The 18,779-nt window shown below is 62.7% G+C and carries 20 protein-coding genes; 6 read left to right on the plus strand and 14 right to left on the minus strand.

Translation table 11 applies throughout. The features are described from left to right. Positions 1–117: 117 nt before the first annotated feature. The 4 genes from AC57B1_RS26345 to AC57B1_RS26360 form a co-directional block, all read right to left on the minus strand. A complete protein-coding gene (locus AC57B1_RS26345; RefSeq protein ID WP_091808809.1) occupies positions 118–1,137 on the minus strand; it encodes an alpha/beta hydrolase in 1,020 nt (339 codons plus the stop codon). Positions 1,138–1,183: 46 nt separating this feature from the next. Then, on the minus strand, positions 1,184–1,612 hold the full coding sequence (locus AC57B1_RS26350) for an organic hydroperoxide resistance protein (protein WP_408299641.1): 429 nt from the start codon (positions 1,610–1,612) through the stop codon (positions 1,184–1,186). Positions 1,613–1,769: 157 nt separating this feature from the next. Next, complete coding sequence (locus AC57B1_RS26355; RefSeq protein WP_408348035.1) at positions 1,770–2,336, minus strand: TetR/AcrR family transcriptional regulator; 567 nt, start codon at positions 2,334–2,336, stop codon at positions 1,770–1,772. Positions 2,337–2,522: 186 nt separating this feature from the next. Next, entirely contained in the window at positions 2,523–3,686 is a 1,164-nt protein-coding gene (locus tag AC57B1_RS26360; RefSeq protein ID WP_408348038.1) for a porin, read from the minus strand. 296 nt (positions 3,687–3,982) lie between these two features. Between AC57B1_RS26360 and AC57B1_RS26365 the strand changes: the two genes are divergently transcribed. Continuing rightward, entirely contained in the window at positions 3,983–4,789 is an 807-nt protein-coding gene (locus tag AC57B1_RS26365; RefSeq protein ID WP_091802796.1) for a MetQ/NlpA family ABC transporter substrate-binding protein, read from the plus strand. A gap of 86 nt (positions 4,790–4,875) precedes the next feature. Here the strand turns inward: AC57B1_RS26365 and AC57B1_RS26370 are convergent, their stop codons facing one another. The 3 genes from AC57B1_RS26370 to AC57B1_RS26380 form a co-directional block, all read right to left on the minus strand. Next, complete coding sequence (locus tag AC57B1_RS26370) at positions 4,876–5,991, minus strand: succinylglutamate desuccinylase/aspartoacylase family protein (RefSeq protein ID WP_091808806.1); 1,116 nt, start codon at positions 5,989–5,991, stop codon at positions 4,876–4,878. Positions 5,992–6,238: 247 nt separating this feature from the next. Continuing rightward, a complete protein-coding gene (locus AC57B1_RS26375) occupies positions 6,239–7,021 on the minus strand; it encodes an ABC transporter substrate-binding protein (RefSeq protein WP_091802793.1) in 783 nt (260 codons plus the stop codon). A 421-nt stretch (positions 7,022–7,442) separates the two neighbouring features. After that, complete coding sequence (locus AC57B1_RS26380; RefSeq protein ID WP_496419131.1) at positions 7,443–7,685, minus strand: hypothetical protein; 243 nt, start codon at positions 7,683–7,685, stop codon at positions 7,443–7,445. Between the two features lie 502 nt (positions 7,686–8,187). Here AC57B1_RS26380 and AC57B1_RS26385 point away from each other — a divergent pair. From AC57B1_RS26385 to AC57B1_RS26405, 5 genes are all read left to right on the plus strand, one after another. Next, on the plus strand, positions 8,188–9,324 hold the full coding sequence (locus tag AC57B1_RS26385; protein ID WP_408348044.1) for an ABC transporter substrate-binding protein: 1,137 nt from the start codon (positions 8,188–8,190) through the stop codon (positions 9,322–9,324). Next, on the plus strand, positions 9,324–11,135 hold the full coding sequence (locus AC57B1_RS26390) for a diguanylate cyclase domain-containing protein (RefSeq protein WP_408348047.1): 1,812 nt from the start codon (positions 9,324–9,326) through the stop codon (positions 11,133–11,135). The genes AC57B1_RS26385 and AC57B1_RS26390 overlap by 1 nt, the downstream gene beginning before the upstream one ends. Positions 11,136–11,457: 322 nt before the next feature. Next, positions 11,458–11,766 carry a hypothetical protein gene (locus AC57B1_RS26395; RefSeq protein ID WP_408299690.1) on the plus strand — a complete coding sequence of 103 codons (309 nt, stop codon included), beginning with the start codon at positions 11,458–11,460 and terminating at the stop codon, positions 11,764–11,766. Positions 11,767–11,777: 11 nt separating this feature from the next. Then, the gene (locus AC57B1_RS26400; RefSeq protein WP_496419132.1) at positions 11,778–12,119 is read left to right on the plus strand and encodes a hypothetical protein; all 342 of its coding nucleotides are present in this window, start codon (positions 11,778–11,780) and stop codon (positions 12,117–12,119) included. Positions 12,120–12,177: 58 nt separating this feature from the next. Next, positions 12,178–12,624 (plus strand): lytic transglycosylase domain-containing protein, encoded by a 447-nt coding sequence (locus AC57B1_RS26405; RefSeq protein WP_408182226.1) that lies wholly within the window; start codon positions 12,178–12,180, stop codon positions 12,622–12,624. A gap of 69 nt (positions 12,625–12,693) precedes the next feature. Here the strand turns inward: AC57B1_RS26405 and AC57B1_RS26410 are convergent, their stop codons facing one another. The 7 genes from AC57B1_RS26410 to phnG form a co-directional block, all read right to left on the minus strand. Then, positions 12,694–13,827, minus strand: a complete 1,134-nt coding sequence (locus tag AC57B1_RS26410) for an alpha-D-ribose 1-methylphosphonate 5-triphosphate diphosphatase (protein ID WP_408299651.1) — start codon at positions 13,825–13,827, stop codon at positions 12,694–12,696. A 96-nt stretch (positions 13,828–13,923) separates the two neighbouring features. Further along, the gene (phnL, locus tag AC57B1_RS26415; protein WP_091802773.1) at positions 13,924–14,688 is read right to left on the minus strand and encodes a phosphonate C-P lyase system protein PhnL; all 765 of its coding nucleotides are present in this window, start codon (positions 14,686–14,688) and stop codon (positions 13,924–13,926) included. Positions 14,689–14,696: 8 nt separating this feature from the next. Further along, positions 14,697–15,467 carry a phosphonate C-P lyase system protein PhnK gene (phnK, locus tag AC57B1_RS26420; protein ID WP_496419133.1) on the minus strand — a complete coding sequence of 257 codons (771 nt, stop codon included), beginning with the start codon at positions 15,465–15,467 and terminating at the stop codon, positions 14,697–14,699. Then, positions 15,464–16,387, minus strand: a complete 924-nt coding sequence (locus tag AC57B1_RS26425) for an alpha-D-ribose 1-methylphosphonate 5-phosphate C-P-lyase PhnJ (protein WP_408348056.1) — start codon at positions 16,385–16,387, stop codon at positions 15,464–15,466. The genes phnK and AC57B1_RS26425 overlap by 4 nt, the downstream gene beginning before the upstream one ends. Beyond that, entirely contained in the window at positions 16,384–17,562 is a 1,179-nt protein-coding gene (locus AC57B1_RS26430; RefSeq protein ID WP_496419134.1) for a carbon-phosphorus lyase complex subunit, read from the minus strand. Before AC57B1_RS26430 ends, AC57B1_RS26425 begins: the two co-directional genes overlap by 4 nt. Continuing rightward, positions 17,562–18,185 carry a phosphonate C-P lyase system protein PhnH gene (gene phnH, locus AC57B1_RS26435; protein ID WP_408348062.1) on the minus strand — a complete coding sequence of 208 codons (624 nt, stop codon included), beginning with the start codon at positions 18,183–18,185 and terminating at the stop codon, positions 17,562–17,564. Before phnH ends, AC57B1_RS26430 begins: the two co-directional genes overlap by 1 nt. Next, the gene (gene phnG / locus AC57B1_RS26440) at positions 18,185–18,682 is read right to left on the minus strand and encodes a phosphonate C-P lyase system protein PhnG (protein WP_496419135.1); all 498 of its coding nucleotides are present in this window, start codon (positions 18,680–18,682) and stop codon (positions 18,185–18,187) included. Before phnG ends, phnH begins: the two co-directional genes overlap by 1 nt. Between the last annotated feature and the right edge of the window lie 97 nt (positions 18,683–18,779).

The raw sequence follows: 18,779 nt of genomic DNA on the forward strand, positions 1-18,779 counted from the left end.
CGGAACCAGCACGATACCGCATAGCGTGCGAGCCGGATCAGCCGCGGCGCGAGTATCGACGATACCCGCGCCGCAGCCGCTTGCCAAAGGCCATTACTGCGGGCGTTATTGCGGGCCTTACTGCAGACGTTGCTTCAGTTCGTTAGCGAGTTGCCGCGTGGCCGCTTTGGTCGGCGCATCTTCAGCCAGCGCGTTGAGCAGGCCGAAGTCGTGAATCGTGCCGTCGTAACGGACAGTGGCCACTTCGTCACCGGCTGCGTCGAGCTTGCGGCCGTAAGCTTCGCCTTCGTCACGCAACACGTCGGATTCGGCGACCTGAATCAGCGCCGGCGGCAAGCCTTTCAACTGCTCCGTCGTTGCGCGCAGCGGCGACGCATAGATCTCGTTGCGCTGCTTCGGATCCTTCGTGTAGGCGTCCCAGAACCACTTCATCATCGGCCGGGTCAGAAAGTGGCCTTGCTGGAACTGATTGTACGAACCGTCGTTGAAATTATTGTCCGTGACGGGCCACATCAATCCCTGGAAACGGATTGCCGGGCCTTGCTTGTCTTTCGCCATCAGGCTCACCACCGCCGCCATGTTGCCGCCGACGCTGTTGCCGACCACGGCGAGGCGATTGCCGTCCACGCCGATTTCGTCGCCGTGCGCGGCAACCCACTTCGTGGCGGCATAGGCCTGGTTGATCGCGACCGGATAGCGAGCCTCCGGCGAAGGCGTGTAGTTCACGAAGACCGCGACGGCGCCCGATTGCACCACCAGATCGCGCACCAGACGCTCGTGAGTCTGGAAGTCGCCGAGTATCCAGCCGCCACCGTGGAAGAACATGAACACGGGCAACGTTCCGCTTGCGCCGTGCGGACGGACGATCGTCAACGGCACGCTGATGCCGTCCTGCTCGATGGTGCGGTTGGAGACGTCGATACCCGACAGATCGACTTTCACGCCGTTCTGTGCATCGACCAGGACTTGCCGTGCCTGGGCAGGCGGCAAGGTATTGATCGCGGGACCCTTGCCGCTGTTTAACGCGCTCAGCAAGCCGGACGTTACGCGGTCAGGGGTGGCTTGTGCAGCGGGGCTTGCCGCAAAAGCGGAACCGAAGGCGAGGGCAGAGGCCAGCAGCACTGGGACGAACTTGATCATGATGAACTCCGGTGAGCGCAATAGTCAGGAAGAGGGCTTGGGATTAGACGAGCGTGAGCGTGACGGCGATGTTGTTGCGCGTAGCGTTCGAATACGGACACACGATGTGCGCCTTGTCGACGAGCGCCTGCGCCGCGTCTTGCGCCATGCCGGGCAGCGAGATCTTCAACTCCACTTCGATTCCGAAGCCATTCGGGATCGCGCCGATGCCGACGCTGCCCTCGACGGAAACGTCAGCGGGAATCGCGATGCGCTCGCGCGCCGCGACGAACTTCATCGCACCGACGAAGCACGCGCTGTAGCCGGCCGCGAACAGTTGCTCAGGGTTGGTGCCCTCGCCACCGGCACCGCCGAGTTGCTTCGGCGTGGTCAGCTTCAGGTCGAGGTTGCCTTCGGGCACCACGGCGCGGCCGTCACGGCCACCGGTTGCCTTGGCGTGAGCGCGGTACAGCACGTTGTCGATCTTGGTCATGGTCAACTCCTTCAGTTGGGTATCTACTACTAGATAGATAAATGAGGCTAAAAAAGGACGCGTGATCCGCGCCGGTAACTCATGCTTGCAGTCTATCTACTTATAGGTAGACTGCAAGATAAAAATAAAGAGGCGGATGCCCACCTCCGTAACAGTTCTACTGCGATTTCTTCCACGATGCTTCTACATCTTCCAGCCGGGCCTTCGTTCCGAACAACCGGCTTGCGAGCACACTGCCTTGATACGCGGCGTACAGCGCACGCGCGGCGGCCTCGGGCTTGCCGTTCACTACCAGCGTGCGCTCCTGCGCGCCTTGTGCGAGCACTTGCGCCAGCCACTTTTCGTTGGCTTTGAAAAACGCCTGAATCGCCTCACGAATGTTCTCCGGCAACGACGCGATATCCGACGCCAGCATGCCGCACAGACAAATCTGGTCGCCGTCGCCGAGCGTTTTGCCAAACAGCCGGGTGTACTTGCTGAGCTTCGTATTGGCCGGCAGTTTGGCGTCGATCGCGTGCAGCGCAGCTAGCACTTCCTTGCTGTATTCGTTGACCGCCTCCAGCACCAGATCGTCTTTCGACGGGTAATAGTAGTGGATGCTCGAAGTCTTGACGCCGACCAGTTCGGACAGATCGCGGTAGCTGAAACCGTTGTAGCCATGCTGCATCATCAACGTGATGGCGTGATCGAGAATCTGCTCGCGGACTGTCGGGGTCGTTTCCATGAGTGAACTTTATCTACTACTAGATAGATAGTCAAGCGGATTTTTTGCATCTAAAGAAGAAGTGGGGTGTGGGGTGGGGTACGGCGAACGTCCTTGTGTCGTCCCAAAAGAAAAACGCCCCGCAGGGCGTTTTTCCAGACTCTCAATCCAGCAAGGAATTCGCGTTCCCTGCAGAGAGAAAACCGCTTAGAACTTGTGACGGATACCGACGCGGAACGCCAGCTGGTTGTCCGAACCCGTGCCCGACGTGCTGAAGTAGCTCGTGCTCGAACCGATCTGCGCCTGCAGATCCTGGCCCTTGTTGCGGCCGGCGGCGATCTGATAGATACCCAGTGCATACACGTCCGTACGCTTGCTCAGCGCGTAGTCGACGCTCAGGTCCACCTGGTTCCAGTGGCCGGTGCTCGCGTCGCTCAGGTGCATGTACGTGTAGCCCGCGCCTGCCGTCAGTGCCGGCGTGAACGCGTACTTCGCGCCCGCTTCGTACGCGGTGAACGTCGTCGAGCTGCCCGACATCGGTTCGAAGCGCGTGTTCGTATACAACGCCCACAGCGTCGCCGCGCCGATCGAGTAGCGGCCACCCACGCCGAACGTGCGCAGATCGCGGACCGTGCCCGTCGTCACGTTGGCCATGGCCGTCGAGAACGTCGGGGTTGCCTGACCCGGATAACGGATGTCCGTATATGCCGCGCCAACGCCGAACGGGCCGTTTGCGTAGTTCAAGCCGAAGCTGTAAGCGCGCGACGAACCCGCGACCGGTGCAGCGGTCGTGCCGGTTGCCGGCGCGCCGGCGAATGCGCCAGCCTGGTTCGAGAAGCCGTACATCGCGCCGAAGGTCAGGCCCGCGAAATTCGCGCTGCTGAACTTGACTGCGTTGTTGATACGGCTCGACGTCAACTGGTCGACGTCGTTGATGTGGTAAGCGTAGTTACCCGCGACGGTCTGGCCGCCGGTCGAGTAGTTGCCGCCCAGATAGTCCGTCGAAAACGAGTACTGACGGCCGAACGTCAGCGAGCCGACGCCGTTCTGCGACAGACCGACAAACGCCTGACGGCCGAACAGCGCGCCGCCCTGGCCGAGCGTGCCGTTGCCGCTGTTAAATCCGCTCTCCAACACGAACAGCGCCTTCAGGCCGCCACCCAGGTCTTCCGTGCCGCGCAGGCCCCAACGGCTGCCTTGTGCGACGCCGTCGTCGTACTTGAAGAGGTTGTCGTGGCCCGTTGCGGTCTTCGAGTTGTTCACGTAGCTGATACCGGCGTCGATCAGGCCGTACAGGGTGACACTGCTTTGCGCGTGAGCAGCGGAGGCGAAGACGGCGAGAGTAGCGGCGGCAAATACTTTTTTGTTCAAGACTTTCTCCGATTAAAAATTAAGCGATCGCGAAGCCGGGCTCTTTGGCCGGGTCGTGCGATGGCCCGAAATTTAAGGGAACGCAGAGTAAGGTATGTGACAGCTTTGCTTATTTTCCGAATCTGTCGTGTGCGCGCGACACTCACATAGCTTCGCCAGCTGAAATCGAGCAGGGCACGCGCGTATAAGCTTTTTCCCGCTCGTGCATATAAGCGTGTGAAAAACGATTGGTTTTCCGCCGTCACAGCCGCATGCGACGATGCGCGCCTACCAACACATCACATGTAGGACGACGCATGCAACGCCGGACAATCCTCCAGAACCTGCTCGCCATCGCCGCCTTTTCGCTGACGGCCACGTTCGCGCACGCGGACGACAAACAACTCAAGATCGGCACGATGAGCGGCCCGGACGCGCAAATCTGGTCGGTCGTGACGAAAGTGGCGGCGCGCGAAGGTCTGAACGTCAAAGTCATCGAATTCAACGATTATGTGCAGCCGAACGCCGCGCTCGACGCTGGCGACCTCGACGCCAACGGCTTTCAGCACCAGCCGTTTCTCGACAGTCAGATCAAGCAGCGCGGCTACAAAATCGTCAACGTCGGCCTGACCTATGTGTCGCCGATGGGCTTCTATTCGAAGAAACTCAAGTCGCTCAAGGACTTGCCGGAAGGCGCGAAGGTCGGCATCCAGAACGACCCGTCCAACGGCAATCGCGCGCTGCTGCTTTTGCAGAAGTACGGTGTGATCAAGTTGAAGCCGGGCGTCGGCACGAACGGCGTGAACGCGACGCCGCTCGATGTCGCTGAAAATCCGAAGAAGATCAAGCTGGTGGAACTCGATGCCGCGCAATTGCCGCGTGCGCTCGGCGACCTCGACGCGGCTTCGATCAATACCGATTACGCGGTCAAGGCCGGCCTGCAACCGACCAAAGACGCAATCGCCATCGAAGACCTGAAAGGCCCGTACGCGAATCTGATCGCGGTGCGCGAGCAGGATCGCAATCAGCCGTGGGTGAAGAAGCTGGTGGCGGCGTACGAATCGGACGAAGTGCGCAAGTACATCGATACGCAATTCAAAGGCGCGATCATCCCGGCTTTCTGAGCACGGTTTGACTGATGCCGCATAAATGCAAATCGCCCGCTGTTTCAGCGGGCGATTTGCATTGCGGCACAACCGAGATTGCTGGCTTAGTTACTCAACAGCGAGCCGCTGCGGAACGCCTTCGCACCGGCAATGCGCGCGAATTCCAGACCGGCCGTCGCAAAGCGCGTCAAATGCCGTGCGTACAGCACGCCGGCCACGCTGCTCTTGAGCGTGACGACTTGCTCCGTCAGCGGATCGACGATATCGGCGATCTCATGACCCACGTCGACCCAGGTGCCGACTTCACAGCGATACACCAGCACGCCGCTGATCGGTGCGACGATCGGCTCGGCGCCGGCGAGCGGCGTGGCGGCGAATTCGAGCGGCGGCAGCGCGGCAGCCGTGCCGTCGATCACGCCACGCGAGGTCAGGTATTCGATGATCGCCTGCGCGTCATGCTCGGCGTACTCGTACGACACTTCGCGCTGGCCGCGCAGTTCGATCGTGACCGAGATCGAGCCGTTCGGAATCGGGAAGCGGTCGCCGTAGCGGCCACGCAGATCCGACCAGCAGAAGCTGTGAATTTCGTCGAACGGATTGCCCACCGAATTGAGCGCGAGCAGCGATGCCTTGGCGTCCAGGTAGCAGGCGAGCGGCTCGACTTCCGGCCACAGGTCCGGGTTCGTGTAGAGGTGCATCGCCGCTTCCCAGTCGCAATGCAGATCGAGCACGACGTCGGCGTCGTATGAAAGCTTTTGCAGCGCGAGGCGCTGCGATTCGAGTTCGGTCTGCGGCGTTTGCGCGTCGAGCGCCTCGCGCATGGCCGTGCGGATCGCCGTGCGGTTTGCGTCGAGATTGTCGGTCAGGCGCGACTCGATCACCGGCTGCACCAGCGCCGACAGATCGTGGAAATTACGGTTGAAGTTCTGGGCCGTGTTGGTTTCGAAACGCCCGGTCAGATGGCCGAGAAAGTGCTGATTCAGGCCGATCGGATTGGCCACCGGCACGATCACGACTTCGCCGCGAATCTTGCCGGCCGCTTCCAGCGCCGTCAGCTTGCGGCGCAGTGCCCACGAGACCAGCATGCCGGGCAGTTCGTCGGCGTGCAGCGACGACTGGATGTAAATCTTCTGGCCGCCGCCCGGACCGTAGTGGAAACTCGTCAGGTTGCGGGCGGTGCCGAGCGTCGGAGCAATCAGCGGATGGGTTTGGGTTTGCATGGTTTTCAAATCCGCGGCCAACTGGGCGTGCCGCGCTATCTCGTTGATAACAGTGGGGAAACTTGCTTGATAGCCGGTCAGTCTCGGGCCGGCGGGCGGCGCTTTGCGGGCGCCTCGATCGCACGATCTTAGCCGATATGACGCAGTGTGTGGTTTTATGCGGCGCCGTAAATGAAACGGGCTCCGCCTGTGGCGGAGCCCGTTTCTGCAAACCGGCAGGGCGCGTCGTCAGACGCGCATGGCCAGCTTAGCCGCCGTACACGTCGAAGTCGAAGTACTTCTTCTCGAGCTTCTTGTACGTACCGTCCTTGATGATGTCGGCGATTGCCTTGTCGACCTTCGCTTTCAGATCGGTGTCTTCCTTGCGCATGCCAATGCCTGCGCCGTTGCCGAGGATCTTCGGATCGTCGAGGTTCTTGCCGACGAAGTCGAAGCCGGCGCCGCGCGGCGTCTTCAGGAAGCCGATTTCAGCTTGCACTGCGTCTTGCAGCGCTGCGTCCAGACGGCCCGACAGCAAGTCGGCGTAGACCTGATCCTGGTTCTGGTACGGCACGACCTTCGTGCCCTTCGCTTCCCAGTACGTCTTCGCGTACGTTTCCTGGATCGTGCCTTGTTCCACGCCAACCGTCTTGCCCTTGAGCGAGTCAGCCGTCGGCAGGATGCCCGAACCCTTCTTCGCCACGAGGCGCGTCGGGGTGTTGAACAGTTTGTTCGAGAAAGCGATCTGCTCGGCGCGTTGCGGCGTCATGGACATCGACGACAGCACGCCGTCGAACTTCTTCGCCTTCAGGGCCGGGATCATGCCGTCGAAGTCGTTTTCGACCCACACGCACTTGGCCTTCAGGCGCGCGCAGATTTCATTGCCGAGGTCGATATCGAAGCCAACGAGCTTGCCGTCCGAGCCCTTCGACTCAAACGGGGGGTAGCTGGCGTCAACGCCGAAACGGATGGTCGACCAATCTTTAGCGTGTGCGCCAATCGAGACGGTAGCAAGCAGAGCAACCGTCAAAGCCGCTAGCAGTTTTTTCACTGTTTTACTCCTCGGTGTAGTTCAAATACGCCCGCATGCGGTTGTGCCGCTGCGGGGCACCCGGCGCGACTCACGACCGGGCTTGGGTTGAAGCTGCCAGCCGGGGCGGCCAGCAGCGCGCGCCAAGCTTATCAGTTCAAAAAGATTGGGTAGCTAGTGAAACACCGGATGGCGCAAGAGGCTGGCTTCTAATGCGTGAATGTGGTGGAGATGCGAAAGCGTCGCTGATGCGTATCGGGTGGCAAGGTCCGCTCGTCTCGCGTACGTGTCGCGCACGTAATGCCGCAGTAATGAAGTTGGCTAATTTGCGTGCGTGCGTGCGTCACGTCGCGGTTGTCGCGGCTGCCTGGATGGTGCGCGATTCCACGCGGTCCCACGCGTTCTCACGCGCGCCAGCGCAGGCAGAGCACAAGACGGCGATTCACTCCTTGGCGAGCGAATCCGCGCGTTCTGCGCCGACCTCACCGCACCACAGTGCGCCCTTGTCCATCATCTGCGCGTCCTGTGCGGACATACCCGCGCAGGTGCCGCGCATGTCCTGGGCTTCGCGCCGGGTGCGCTCGAGTGCCGCACGATTCATTTCGCCCTGAAGCCAGCTGCCGAAGCACGCAATCGATCCGGCCGCCACGGCCACCCATACCCACTCTATTTTGCTCAGGCGCATTGTCTGTTTCTTGTCCGACTCGTCGACTGCCCGGAAGACAGGCCGCGCGCCATCGCGCGACGCTGCCGTCGACCGCCGGCGGCGGACTGGGCAGGCGAACGTTTATCGGCATTCGTGCGGCGTTTCTTTAGCAATGTGTCGCCGGGTTTGTCCTCGCACAATTTAGCCGCGACTCTTACGTGTTGTTACGCAGATCGCTCGTGCTTCACGGGTTCATGTGTTTCAAACGGCGGTAGTCGAGTTAAAGATTCCGCATAAACTGCCGTTAAATGCAGATGAGCGCGCTTGCTGTATCCCGTTTGAAGGAATTTGTTCGACTCGGCGAAGCCGACAACCAAAAATGGTTTTCTTAGCGCTATCATCGTTGCTCCTCGCGCCCGGCCCAACGCCTCACGCAGAGCGTATCTGTCTGAAGAATGTCGCCGGACGACAGTCCGCGGATCGATTCCGTGCGTCGACGCTCGCCATCAGGTCTTCTGCTAGACGGTTGTGTATGCACATAATGTTTGCAGCAGATGAAAAGCGCGTTTGTAAACGATTCTTTCAATCACGAATCGGCGTTTTTGCGCGCGCCTATTTATTGGGTCGCAGCGTTTGTCTGGGACTTTTGACATTTCTACCCGGCGTGGTTTTTTCCGTCGGCCTTTGTGCGGCCGCGCCGGTCAAAGCCGACGACAACGTCCTGCGCGTGCTCGCGTGGCCAGGCTACGCTGACGCCGACGTGGTGAAGCGTTTCGAGGCGCGTTACAAGGCCCGCGTGGAAGTCACGCTGGTCGATTCCGACGAGGCGCTATGGGCGCAGATGCATGCGAAAGGGACGCCGCCCTTCGACGTGCTCGCCGCCAACACCGCCGAAATCCAGCGCTATACCGAGGCGAATCTTTTGGCGCCGCTCGACCTCGCCAGGTTGCCGAACACCAGAAAACAATTGCCGCGCTTTCAGGCGCTTGCCTCGATTAGCGGCATCACGTCGGGCGGCAAGGCATACGCCATTCCGTTCACGTACTCGTCGATGGGCTTGATCTACGACCGCAAGCAGGTCGCCGTGGCGCCGCGCTCCATGCGCGAATTGTGGAATCCGCGTTACCGCGGCAAAGTGCTCGACTTCAACAGTGCGCAGCACAATTTCTCGTTCACTGCGTTGGCGCTGGGCTATTCCCATCCCTTTCAACTCGATGCCGCGCAAATGCGCACGATTGCTCACAAGCTCGTCGATCTGCGCCGCAATCTGTTGACCTATTACACGTTGCCCGAGGAGGCGACCGCGTTTTTCATCCAGCATAAGGTTGCGTTGATGTTCGGCAACTACGGCACCCAGCAGGTCGAGTTGCTGCGCCGGGCGGGCGCCGACGTGGGCTATGTGATTCCCGACGAGGGCGCGCTCGCATGGCTGGATTGCTGGTCGATGACACGCGCGGCGGCCGATCAGCCGCTTGCGCTCGCGTGGATCAATTACATGCTCGAACCGGACGTCAGCGCATTGCTGACACAACGCCAGGGGCTCGCCAATACGTTGACGGCGCCCGTGGAAAACAGCGATAACGCGCGTATCGTGTGGATCGGTCCGGTGGAAAATACTCAGCGACGCGAGGACCTGTGGGCCAGAATCGTGTCCGGGGACCGGTCGGAGCGTTTTTGATGATACGCCCCGGGCTGACCTTCAAATTATCCGTGCTGCTCGCGTGCATCGGCGTGCTCGCGTCGGGCGCGACCGGCTATTACGCGTATCGTGCGAACCGCACGATGCTCGTGAACGAAGCCGGGCGCAGCCTGCTCACGTCGACGGAATTGCTGGGCCAGCGCTTTTCCGCCTCGATCGACGATGTCGGCTCCGACGCGCTGGTGCTCGCGAGCATGCCGTCCACGGCGGACATCGCGCAGACCGACGACGGCGTCGGCCCCAACGCGGCCCGCGAACGGCTGGCGCAGGTGTATTCCAGTTTCATGGTGCATCACCTCGAGTACCTGCAAATCCGGCTGATTACGCGCCAGCACTATGGGCTCGAACTGGTCCGCTTCGACCGCGACGCGGATGGCCTCGTGCGGGTCGAAGGGAAGAACCTGCAGGAGAAAGGTCAGTTTGCCTACGTATTCGACACGCTGACGTTTGCGCCGGGCCGCATTTACATTTCGCCGATCTCGGTGAACCATGAGTACGGCTCGCATGCAGCCCAGGGCAAGCCTACGCTGCGGCTCGGCACGCCTGTGTCGAACGCGCATGGCGACGTGGTGGGCGTCGTCGTGATCGATATCGATCTGGAGGCGCTGTTCAAACGACTGCAAAGCGATTTGCCGAGCGACTATCGGGTTTACCTCGCCAACGAATGGGGCGATTTCCTCGTTCATCCGGATGCCTCGAAAACCTTCGGCTTCGATCGTGGCCGGCGCGTGCTGATGCAGGACAGTTTCTCCGTCACGAGGCCGCTCTTCGAACAGTCGCAAGGTGAGGTGCTGGTGGACGGTCTTGCGCGGCCGAAACAGGCCGCCGGCCAGGTACTCGCTTTCGTGCGCAGGCCTTTCGGTGATCTGGCGGGCAACCGCTTCATCGTGCTCGGTCTCGCCAAGCCGCTCGAAGACGTCCTGTCCGGCGCGAATCTGCTTGGCAACAGTATCGTGCGCATGGTGCTGATTTTCAGTGTGCTGGCGCTGTTCCTCGCCATTCTGTTCGCGCGGGCGCTGACCAAGCCGCTGCACATGCTCGCGCATGCGGCAACACATCTGTTCGCCGAACACGCCATGCCTACGCTGCCGCTCAACCGGACCGACGAGATCGGCGTGCTGGCGCGCTGCTTCGACCGGCTGCGCCGCGAAATCAAATCGCAAATGGACGTGCTGCACGCCAAGCAACGTGAACTCGTGCATCTCGCCACGCATGACGGACTGACCGGACTGCCGAACCGCGTCCTGTTCATGGAGAAGCTCGAAAGCGCGATCGAGGAAGCCACGCGGCGAGAGGAAGGCCTCGCCGTGCTGTTCGTCGACCTCGACCGTTTCAAGCAGATCAACGACCAGTTCGGCCATTCCGTCGGCGACACGGTGCTCGCCGCCGTGGGGCGTCGCCTGAAGCAGGTGCTCTGTTCCGCGGACCTGGTGGCGCGTTTGGGTGGCGACGAGTTCATCGTGCTGATCGAAGGGCCGCGCGCGGCAGAGGCGGCGCCCGCGATCGCCTCGCGCATCATGGAGGCGCTGAACGAAGAGGTCCGGGTTGAAGGGCAGAACATGACGGTGGGCGCGAGCATCGGCATTAGCCAGTTTCCCGACGACAGCGGCACGGCGGAAGAATTGCTGCTCAACGCCGACGCGGCGATGTATGCGGCTAAATCCGGCGGACGTTGCGCGTATATGCGTTACCAGGATGTGCTCGACGCGCGCCGGCGCGAGCAGGTCGAGGCGCACGCGCAGGCCGGCGAGGGCGCAACGCAAGGACACGAGGCCGAACCGACGGCCTGATGCAGCCAAAACGCGCATCCTGCTTTCCAGCCAGCTTTCCAGCTGCTTTCGATCTGCTTTCCGTCTGCTGCGCCTGCTCCTTTTTTCTTGCCGGAATCACGAGGCAACTTTGCCTCGATCTTCGCTTCGCCGAGCGTTGAAGCAATCGTTTGCGCCGATCTTGAGACAAGTCTTTTTGATTTTCGGTGAAGCGTTTCCGCCGTATCAACTTTCCCTCGAGGTTGCCGAAAACTCCGTTATAGCAATGAATCGACGGGAGATTTCCGTGAAGCGACAGATAGGGTTGCTGGCTGCCGTGTTCGCGCTCGCCGGCTGCGCCCAGATGCCGCCGCCGAGCGCGGCCCATACGGACAAGGCGCCGAACGAGGTGCTCAGTTTCGACATTCCGCCTGACGCGCTCGGCGCGCGAGATCCGCAACTCACCACCGTGCTCGCGAAGGCGGGCGCACTCGCCGCCGCGCAGCCGCAGTCCACGGTCGTTCTCGTGACGGCGCTGGGACAGGACTTCGCGTACGTGAATCAGGCCGTGTGGAAGGGCGTGCCGGCCCAGCGCGCGGCCCGGGTGAACTTCGAGAACCGCACCGCCGGATTGGGTCAGCCGTATAGCGTATCGATCAGGACGGTCCAATGAAGGAGGGCACCGTGACCGTTCGCATCACTTTGCTGGCGCTGGCCATGCTCCTCAGCGCGCCGGCCTTCGCCGGCCAGCCTGGCGCGGACCTGCAATCCGCCGGCGCGTTTCCCGCCGCGGCGGACAAGGTGTATCCGCCGTTGCCGTCGCTGGCCATGCTGCCGCCGCCGGGCGCGGGCGATGACGAATTGCCGGTGAAGCCGGTAACGCATCGAAAGAAAACGCATGTGGCGGCGCAGGCGCAGGAGCGCAGAAGCCCGCCCGCCCCGGTCGTGCGGATCGTCGTGTCCGACGCCTCGCATGCGTATCTCGACTCGGTGCAACGGCAGATCGATCTGGCGCTGGCCAAATAAACCGGCCGGCGCTTCGACGCGGGTCACGCTGCATCACTATCAAACGGAAGGATGCGTCATGTCCTTGAAGATTGTCTTCTCAGCACTTGCCTGCCTGTCGGTATGCGGCGCCGCGCAAGCAGCCGACGACTGCTTCAACGAAGCAGCGGCTTATCAGGGCGTGAATCCGTGGGTGCTGCGGGCACTCGCATGGTACGAATCGAAGGGCGACGCGAGCGCGATACGGCAGAACGCAAATGGCTCGATCGACGTGGGTCAGTTGCAGATCAACTCGATTCACTTCGACGACCTCGCGCGCGAAGGGGTGCCGCATCGCGCGCTGGTCGATCCGTGCGTGAACGTGTATGTGGCGGCCTGGCTGCTGAAACAGAAGATGGTCAAGCACGGCAATACGTGGCGCGCGATCGGCGCCTACCATTCGGAAACGCCGAAACAGCGCGACGCGTATGCGCGCGGAATTCAGAAGGTGCTGGTGGCGTGGGGGCAGTTGCCGTCCGCGCGCTGAACCCGCTCACCAGGCACCAGGCGCGGACTGCGCGTCCGGCGAGCCATCAAGGTCTTGAGCGCCTTCCCTTCAAACGATCCGTGCGCCGCCGCGATATGTAGCGCGCGGCACCGGCAGCCTGTCGAGCATGGTTACGCGCACGAAGTCCGCGCGCAAGCCCGGTTCGATCGCGCCCCGGTCGTGCAAGCCGGCGGTGCGCGCCGGTTCGGCGGAGACGGTTGCCATTGCGCGCGGCAACGTCCAGCCGGCCTCATCGACCAGCTCGAACACGGCGGTCATCAGGCTCGACGGCACATAATCCGACGACAGGATGTCGAGCAGGTCCGCTCGTGCCAGTTCGAGCGCCGATACGTTGCCCGAATGCGAGCCGCCGCGCACGATATTCGGCGCGCCCATGATGGTCGAAATGCCGTGCTCGCGCGCGGCTTCGGCGGCGATGCGGGTGGTCGGAAACTCCGCGAGCACGATGCCTTCGGCTTTGGCCTGTTCGACGTGTTCGATCAGCGTGTCGTCGTGGCTTGCCACCGGAATGCCGAGCCGGTTGCAGCGCGCCACGATCTCGCGGCGGTGCGCGTCGGCGTACCGTGCCTGTTCGACCGAGAGTTCGGTGAGCGCGGTCGCCACGTGTTCGTCGCTCAGTTTGCCGTTGCGTTCCTGAAAGCGGCGCCATTGCTCGCGGTCGTGCCACTGACGCTGACCGGGCGTGTGATCCATCACCGAGGCGAGCCGCAGCAACGGATGCGCGCACAACGAATCGAACACTTCTACCACGTCGGCGGTGGCGATTTCGCAGCGCAGATGCAGAAAGTGTTCGGCGCGCAGCAGCTTGCGCTCGGAGAAGCGCGTGAGCGCTTCGGCGCATTGCGTTTGCAGATCGCGGCCCCGCAATCCTACGTTCGTGCGCGAACCGATGGCGAGCGCATCGAATACGGTGGTGATGCCGGCCGCGGCCACCTGGGCGTCGTGAATCACGAAGGCCGCATCGGTATTCCATTGCACGCCCGGGCGCGGCGCGAGATGCTTCTCGAGGTTGTCCGTGTGCAGTTCGATCAGGCCGGGCAACAGATAGTCCCCGTCCCAATCTTCGGCTTCGCGCGCCGCGGTCGTGCCGCGCTCGACTTCGCGGATCACGCCGTCTTCGACGCGAACCACACCGGTGAATACTTCGTCTCGCGTCACGATGCGAGCGTTCCTGATCAACATCGACTTGCTCCGTAGTCAGTCAGACTTGAGTGTGGGCTGTGCGTACTGGGGCCGCATGTGTCAGTGTAGTGCCGTTGCGCGCCCGATTTGTGTCATTCAGTGACGCAGCGGCGGCTTCAGTTCCAGGCGGCGCGTGGCGACCTTGTTGCGCGTGTCTTCGTCGTGAAAGATGCCGACGATCGCCGCGCCGCGCTCGCGTGCTTCGACGATCAGGTCGGCGACCACGTCGCGGTTGTCGGCGTCGAGTGAGGCCGTGGGCTCGTCGAGCAAAAGCAGCGGGTGCTCGGCAATCAAACCACGCGCGATATTCACGCGCTGTTGTTCGCCGCCAGAGAACGTGGCGGGCGCGAGCGACCACAGCCTTTCTGGCACGTTCAATCTGGCGAGTAGCGCAGCGGCGCGCGAGCGTGCTTCGTCTTCCGGCACGCCGCGCGAGAGCAGCGGTTCGGCTACGAGCGTGAGTGTCGGCACGCGTGGAATCACGCGCAGAAACTGGCTCACGTAACCGACCACGCTTCGGCGCAGACGCAGTACGTCGTGCGGCTCAGCCCCGGTGATCGATAGGGACCTGCCGTCGTTTCCAAGGTCGCGAATCGCAATCGAGCCGCTCGTCGCCAGATAGTTGCCGTACAGGCAGCGCAGCAGTGTGCTCTTGCCCGCACCCGACGGCCCGACCAGCACCACGCATTCGCCTCGCTCGATCTCGAGCGAGACGCCCGCCAGCGCTTCGATTCGCACGCCGCCCTGGCCGTGCAACACAAAGGTCTTGCCGATGCCGACCGCGCGCAGCATCAGCGCCGCGTTGTCGACGAATGCGTGCTCGGCGGCGCGCGCTTCAGTGCTTGTTTCAATGGATCGCATTGTGAACCTCAAACCGGCAGAACCGAGGAAACCAGCGTTTGCGTGTACGGGTGCTGCGGATCGTCGAGCACCTGGTCGGTCAGTCCCGCCTCGACCACTTCGCCGCCTTGCATGACCATCAACCGGTGCGCGAGCAAACGCGCGACGCCGATATCGTGCGTGACAATCAGCACCGACAGATGCAGCGTCGACGTCAGCGTGCGCAGCAGATCGAGCAGGCGCGCCTGCACCGATACGTCGAGGCCGGCGGTCGGTTCGTCCATGAAGACGAGCCTTGGACCGGTGACGAGATTGCGCGCAATCTGCAAACGCTGCTGCATGCCGCCCGAAAACGCCGCCGGAAATTCGTCGATGCGTGAGGAATCGAGTTCGACGCGCTCCATCCACTGCGTGGCCGCGTAGCGGATATCCTCATAGTGGCGCGCGCCGACAGCCATCAACGGCTCGCCGATGTTCGCGCCGGCCGAGACGCCGCTGCGCAGTCCGTCGCGCGGATTCTGCTGAACAAAGCCCCATTCGGTGCGCATCAGCAAACGGCGGCGTGGTTCGGACAAGGCGAGCAGGTCGAGCTGGTCGCCGTGAGTAGCCGTGTAGTGAAGCGAGCCGCTGTCGGCCGCGGTCTTGAGCGCGAGCGTGTTCAGCAGCGTGGTCTTGCCCGAACCTGATTCGCCGACAATGCACAGCACTTCGCCCGGATACAGGTCGAAGCTGACGTTTCTGCAGCCATTGCGGCCGCCGTATTGTTTGGTGAGCGAGCGGGCGGCGAGGAGCGGCGTCATGCGTGTTCTCCCTCGCGCGCGGCGCGCAACGGCAATTCGGGTTCTTCGTCGCCGCGGCGTTCGTGGCAATAGTCGCTGTCGGAGCAGACGAACATGCGTTTGCCCGCATCGTCGACGATCATTTCGTCGAGGAAGCTCCCAGTCGAACCACATAGCGCGCAGGCGTGCTGCCACTTCTGCACTTCGAACGGATGATCGTCGAAGTCGAGGCTGCGCACGTGCGTGTAAGGCGGAATCGCGTGAATGCGACGCTCGCGGCCGGCGCCGAACAATTGCAGCGCGGGGTTCATGTGCATCTTCGGGTTGTCGAACTTCGGAATTGGCGAAGGCGAAGTCAGATAACGGTGGTTGACGATCACCGGGTAGTCGTAGGTGGTCGCGATGCTGCCGTGATGCACGATGTCCTCATAGAGCTTCACGCTGATCAGGCCGTAATCGGCGAGCGCATGCAGCTTCTTGCACTCGGCGACGCGCGGTTCGAGGCGAAAGAGCGGCTCGGGCATCGGCACCTGATAGACCAGAATCTGCCTGTCCGTGAGCGGTGTTTCGGGAATGCGGTGACGGGTCTGGATGATCGTCGCCTCGACCGTGCGGCGCGTGGTCGCCACGCCGGTGGTGCGCGCGAAAAAACGGCGAATGTTGACCGCGTTGGTGGTTTCGTCGGAGCCCTGATCGATCACCTTCAGCGTGTCCTGTCGGCCGATGATCGCCGCGGTGACCTGAATGCCGCCGGTGCCCCAGCCGAACGGCAGCGGCATTTCACGCGAAGCGAACGGCACCTGATAACCCGGCACGGCCACCGCCTTGAGCAATGCGCGGCGCAGCATGCGTTTGGTCTGCTCGTCGAGGTACGCGAAGTTGTAGCCGTCGGCCGCGCTGTCGTACGAGGTATTGGCGTGGGATGTGTCGGGCGCGTTCATGCTGCCTGCTCCTGCTGACCGTTGGTTTGATCCGCGCGTTGCTCGATGCCCTGATCCTGATTCTGCGCGGCGTGCTGCGCGCGCAAACGGCGCACGAGTTCCAGCTCCGACTGAAAGTCGACGTAGTGGGGCAGTTTCAGATGCTGCACGAACCCGGACGCTTCGACGTTATCGCTATGCGAGAGCATGAATTCGATATCTTGCGTGGGCGAAGCCAGCGTTTCACCGAGTTCCTCGGCGCGCAATGCGCGATCCACGAGCGCCATCGCCATTGCCTTGCGCTCCGAGTGACCGAACGCGAGACCGTAGCCTTGCGTGAAGGTGGGCGGCACGGCGCCGCTGCCGGCGAACTGATTGATCATCTGGCATTCGGTTATGTCGATGTCGCCGATTTCAACCGCTTCGCCCAACTCGTCGAGTTCCATTTCCACGGCGATCGTGCCGAAGCGGATCTCGCCCGCGAACGGATGCGAGTGCGCGTAGCCGCGCTGCGTCGCGTAACCCATGGCGAGCAGAAAGCCTTCGTCGCCGCGCGCGAGATTTTGCAGACGCGTGGCGCGGCATGCCGGAAAGGCGAGCGGCTCACGCGAGAGGTCGCCGGGTTCCGGCGCGTTCGGCGTGGGGCGTTCCTGTTCGATCAGACCTTCTTTGTCGAGCAAGGTGACGACGCGGGGCATGGCTTCCACTTCAGAGCCGGCAGTTCGACTCGAAGACGACGACGTCGCGCTTGCCGCCGTGTCGCCATGCGCATCGCTATCCGCATCGCCATCCGCGAGCAGCGCGAAATCCAGCAGACGCTGCGTGTAATCGTAAGTCGCACCCAGCAACTGGCCGCCGGGCACGTCCTTGAAGGTCGCTGAAATACGGCGCTCCACCTGCATCGCTTCGGTATCGATCGGCTGCGTGTAGCCGAAGCGCGGCAGCGTGGTGCGATACGCGCGCAGCAGGAAGATCGCTTCGACCAGATCGCCGGCGGCCTGCTTGATGGCGAGTGCGGCGAGTTCTTCATCGTAGACCGAACCTTCGGTCATGACGCGCGCCACCGCGAGGCGCAATTGTTCGCGAATCTGCGCGACGCTGAGTTCGGCTAGCCGCGTGTCGCCGCGGCGTGCCTTGTCGAGCAGACGCCACGACGCTTCGATCGCGCGTTCTCCCCCCTTGACGGCAACGTACATCAGTTCACCTTCGCTTGAGTTGTGCGCGGCAGGCCGATCAGGCGCGCGCCGCAGACGAGATAACAATCGACGCCGCAGGGAAACAGCGGAGCGAGGGCGGCGCGTTCGCGCCAGAAACGTTCGGGCAGGCCGACTGGAGCAATCGTCGCGGTGTGCTGGATGCCCGGGCCGCTCAGCACGATTGGCGCGCCACCCGTTAGCGCCTCGACGCGGATCAACAGCGTGACCGACTGTTCGGGCGATTCCGCTGCGCCAAGCGTGAAGCTCTCCAGCGGCGGTAACGTGCCGGCGTCGTGGAGGTAGGCAAAGGCGGCTTGTGCGGGTTCGTCGACGAGCGGCGCGCCGGTGTGAAAGCGCAATGACGAACCGAGCGCCGTATCGGGTTGCGCGAGCCACACCGGCGTGGCGTAGTCGCAGAGTGCAAGCAGCGCGGCGAAGGCGGCAAGGTCCGCGCGGGTGGCTCGCACTTCGGGCAACACGTTCTCGATCACGCCGACCGTCCCCGGACGCGACAGCGCATCGAGCAAAGTGCGAAACACCGCCTGGGTGTCGTGCACCGGATCGGCGAAGCCTGGCGTTAAGTCGGTCAACGCGCTGGACAATGCAATCTGTGAGTTTCCCATTAGTCGCCCCGAACCATCGTGAAGAATTCGACGCGCGTGGCCGCGGCGTCCTGTTGCCGCGCGGCGCGTTTCGCGGCCTGCTGCGCGGCTAACGGCTCAATCAGTTGCTCATGCAAGACGGCGTGATGCGCCGGCATTTGCAAGAGGGCGTCTGCCAGCGCCGCCAGTTCGGCGCGGCGGCGGTCGCGGCCCAGATGACACGCCACGCCAACCGTCGCGTCAGCGTCGGCCGACGCGCGCAAACGCAAGGTGGCGCGGGTGACCGTGGCTTCGCCGAGATTGAACGGGTCGCCGCTGCCGCCGATCCGCCCGCGCACCATGGCGAGGCCGATTTCCGGCGGACGCAGCCAGTCATACGTTGGAGTGGGGATGCCCCGCAAGGCGCGTTCGAGCGCGGCTTCGAGATCGGCGCGCGGCGTGCGGGCCAGCACGGCCATCCATGCGCGCCGGGCCGACGAGAGCAGAGCGGTGGAAGGCGAGGTGGAAGTGGCACTCATCGAATGTCCTGTTGTTCCGGCGAATCAACATTTGACCATCTATTCATCTAAACGTCTAGACGTTTAGGGGTATGCTTGTCGAGCCGTGTAGCGCATA

It is taken from the genome of Paraburkholderia sp. BGA-UO-ETr-F21, assembly GCF_059567925.1.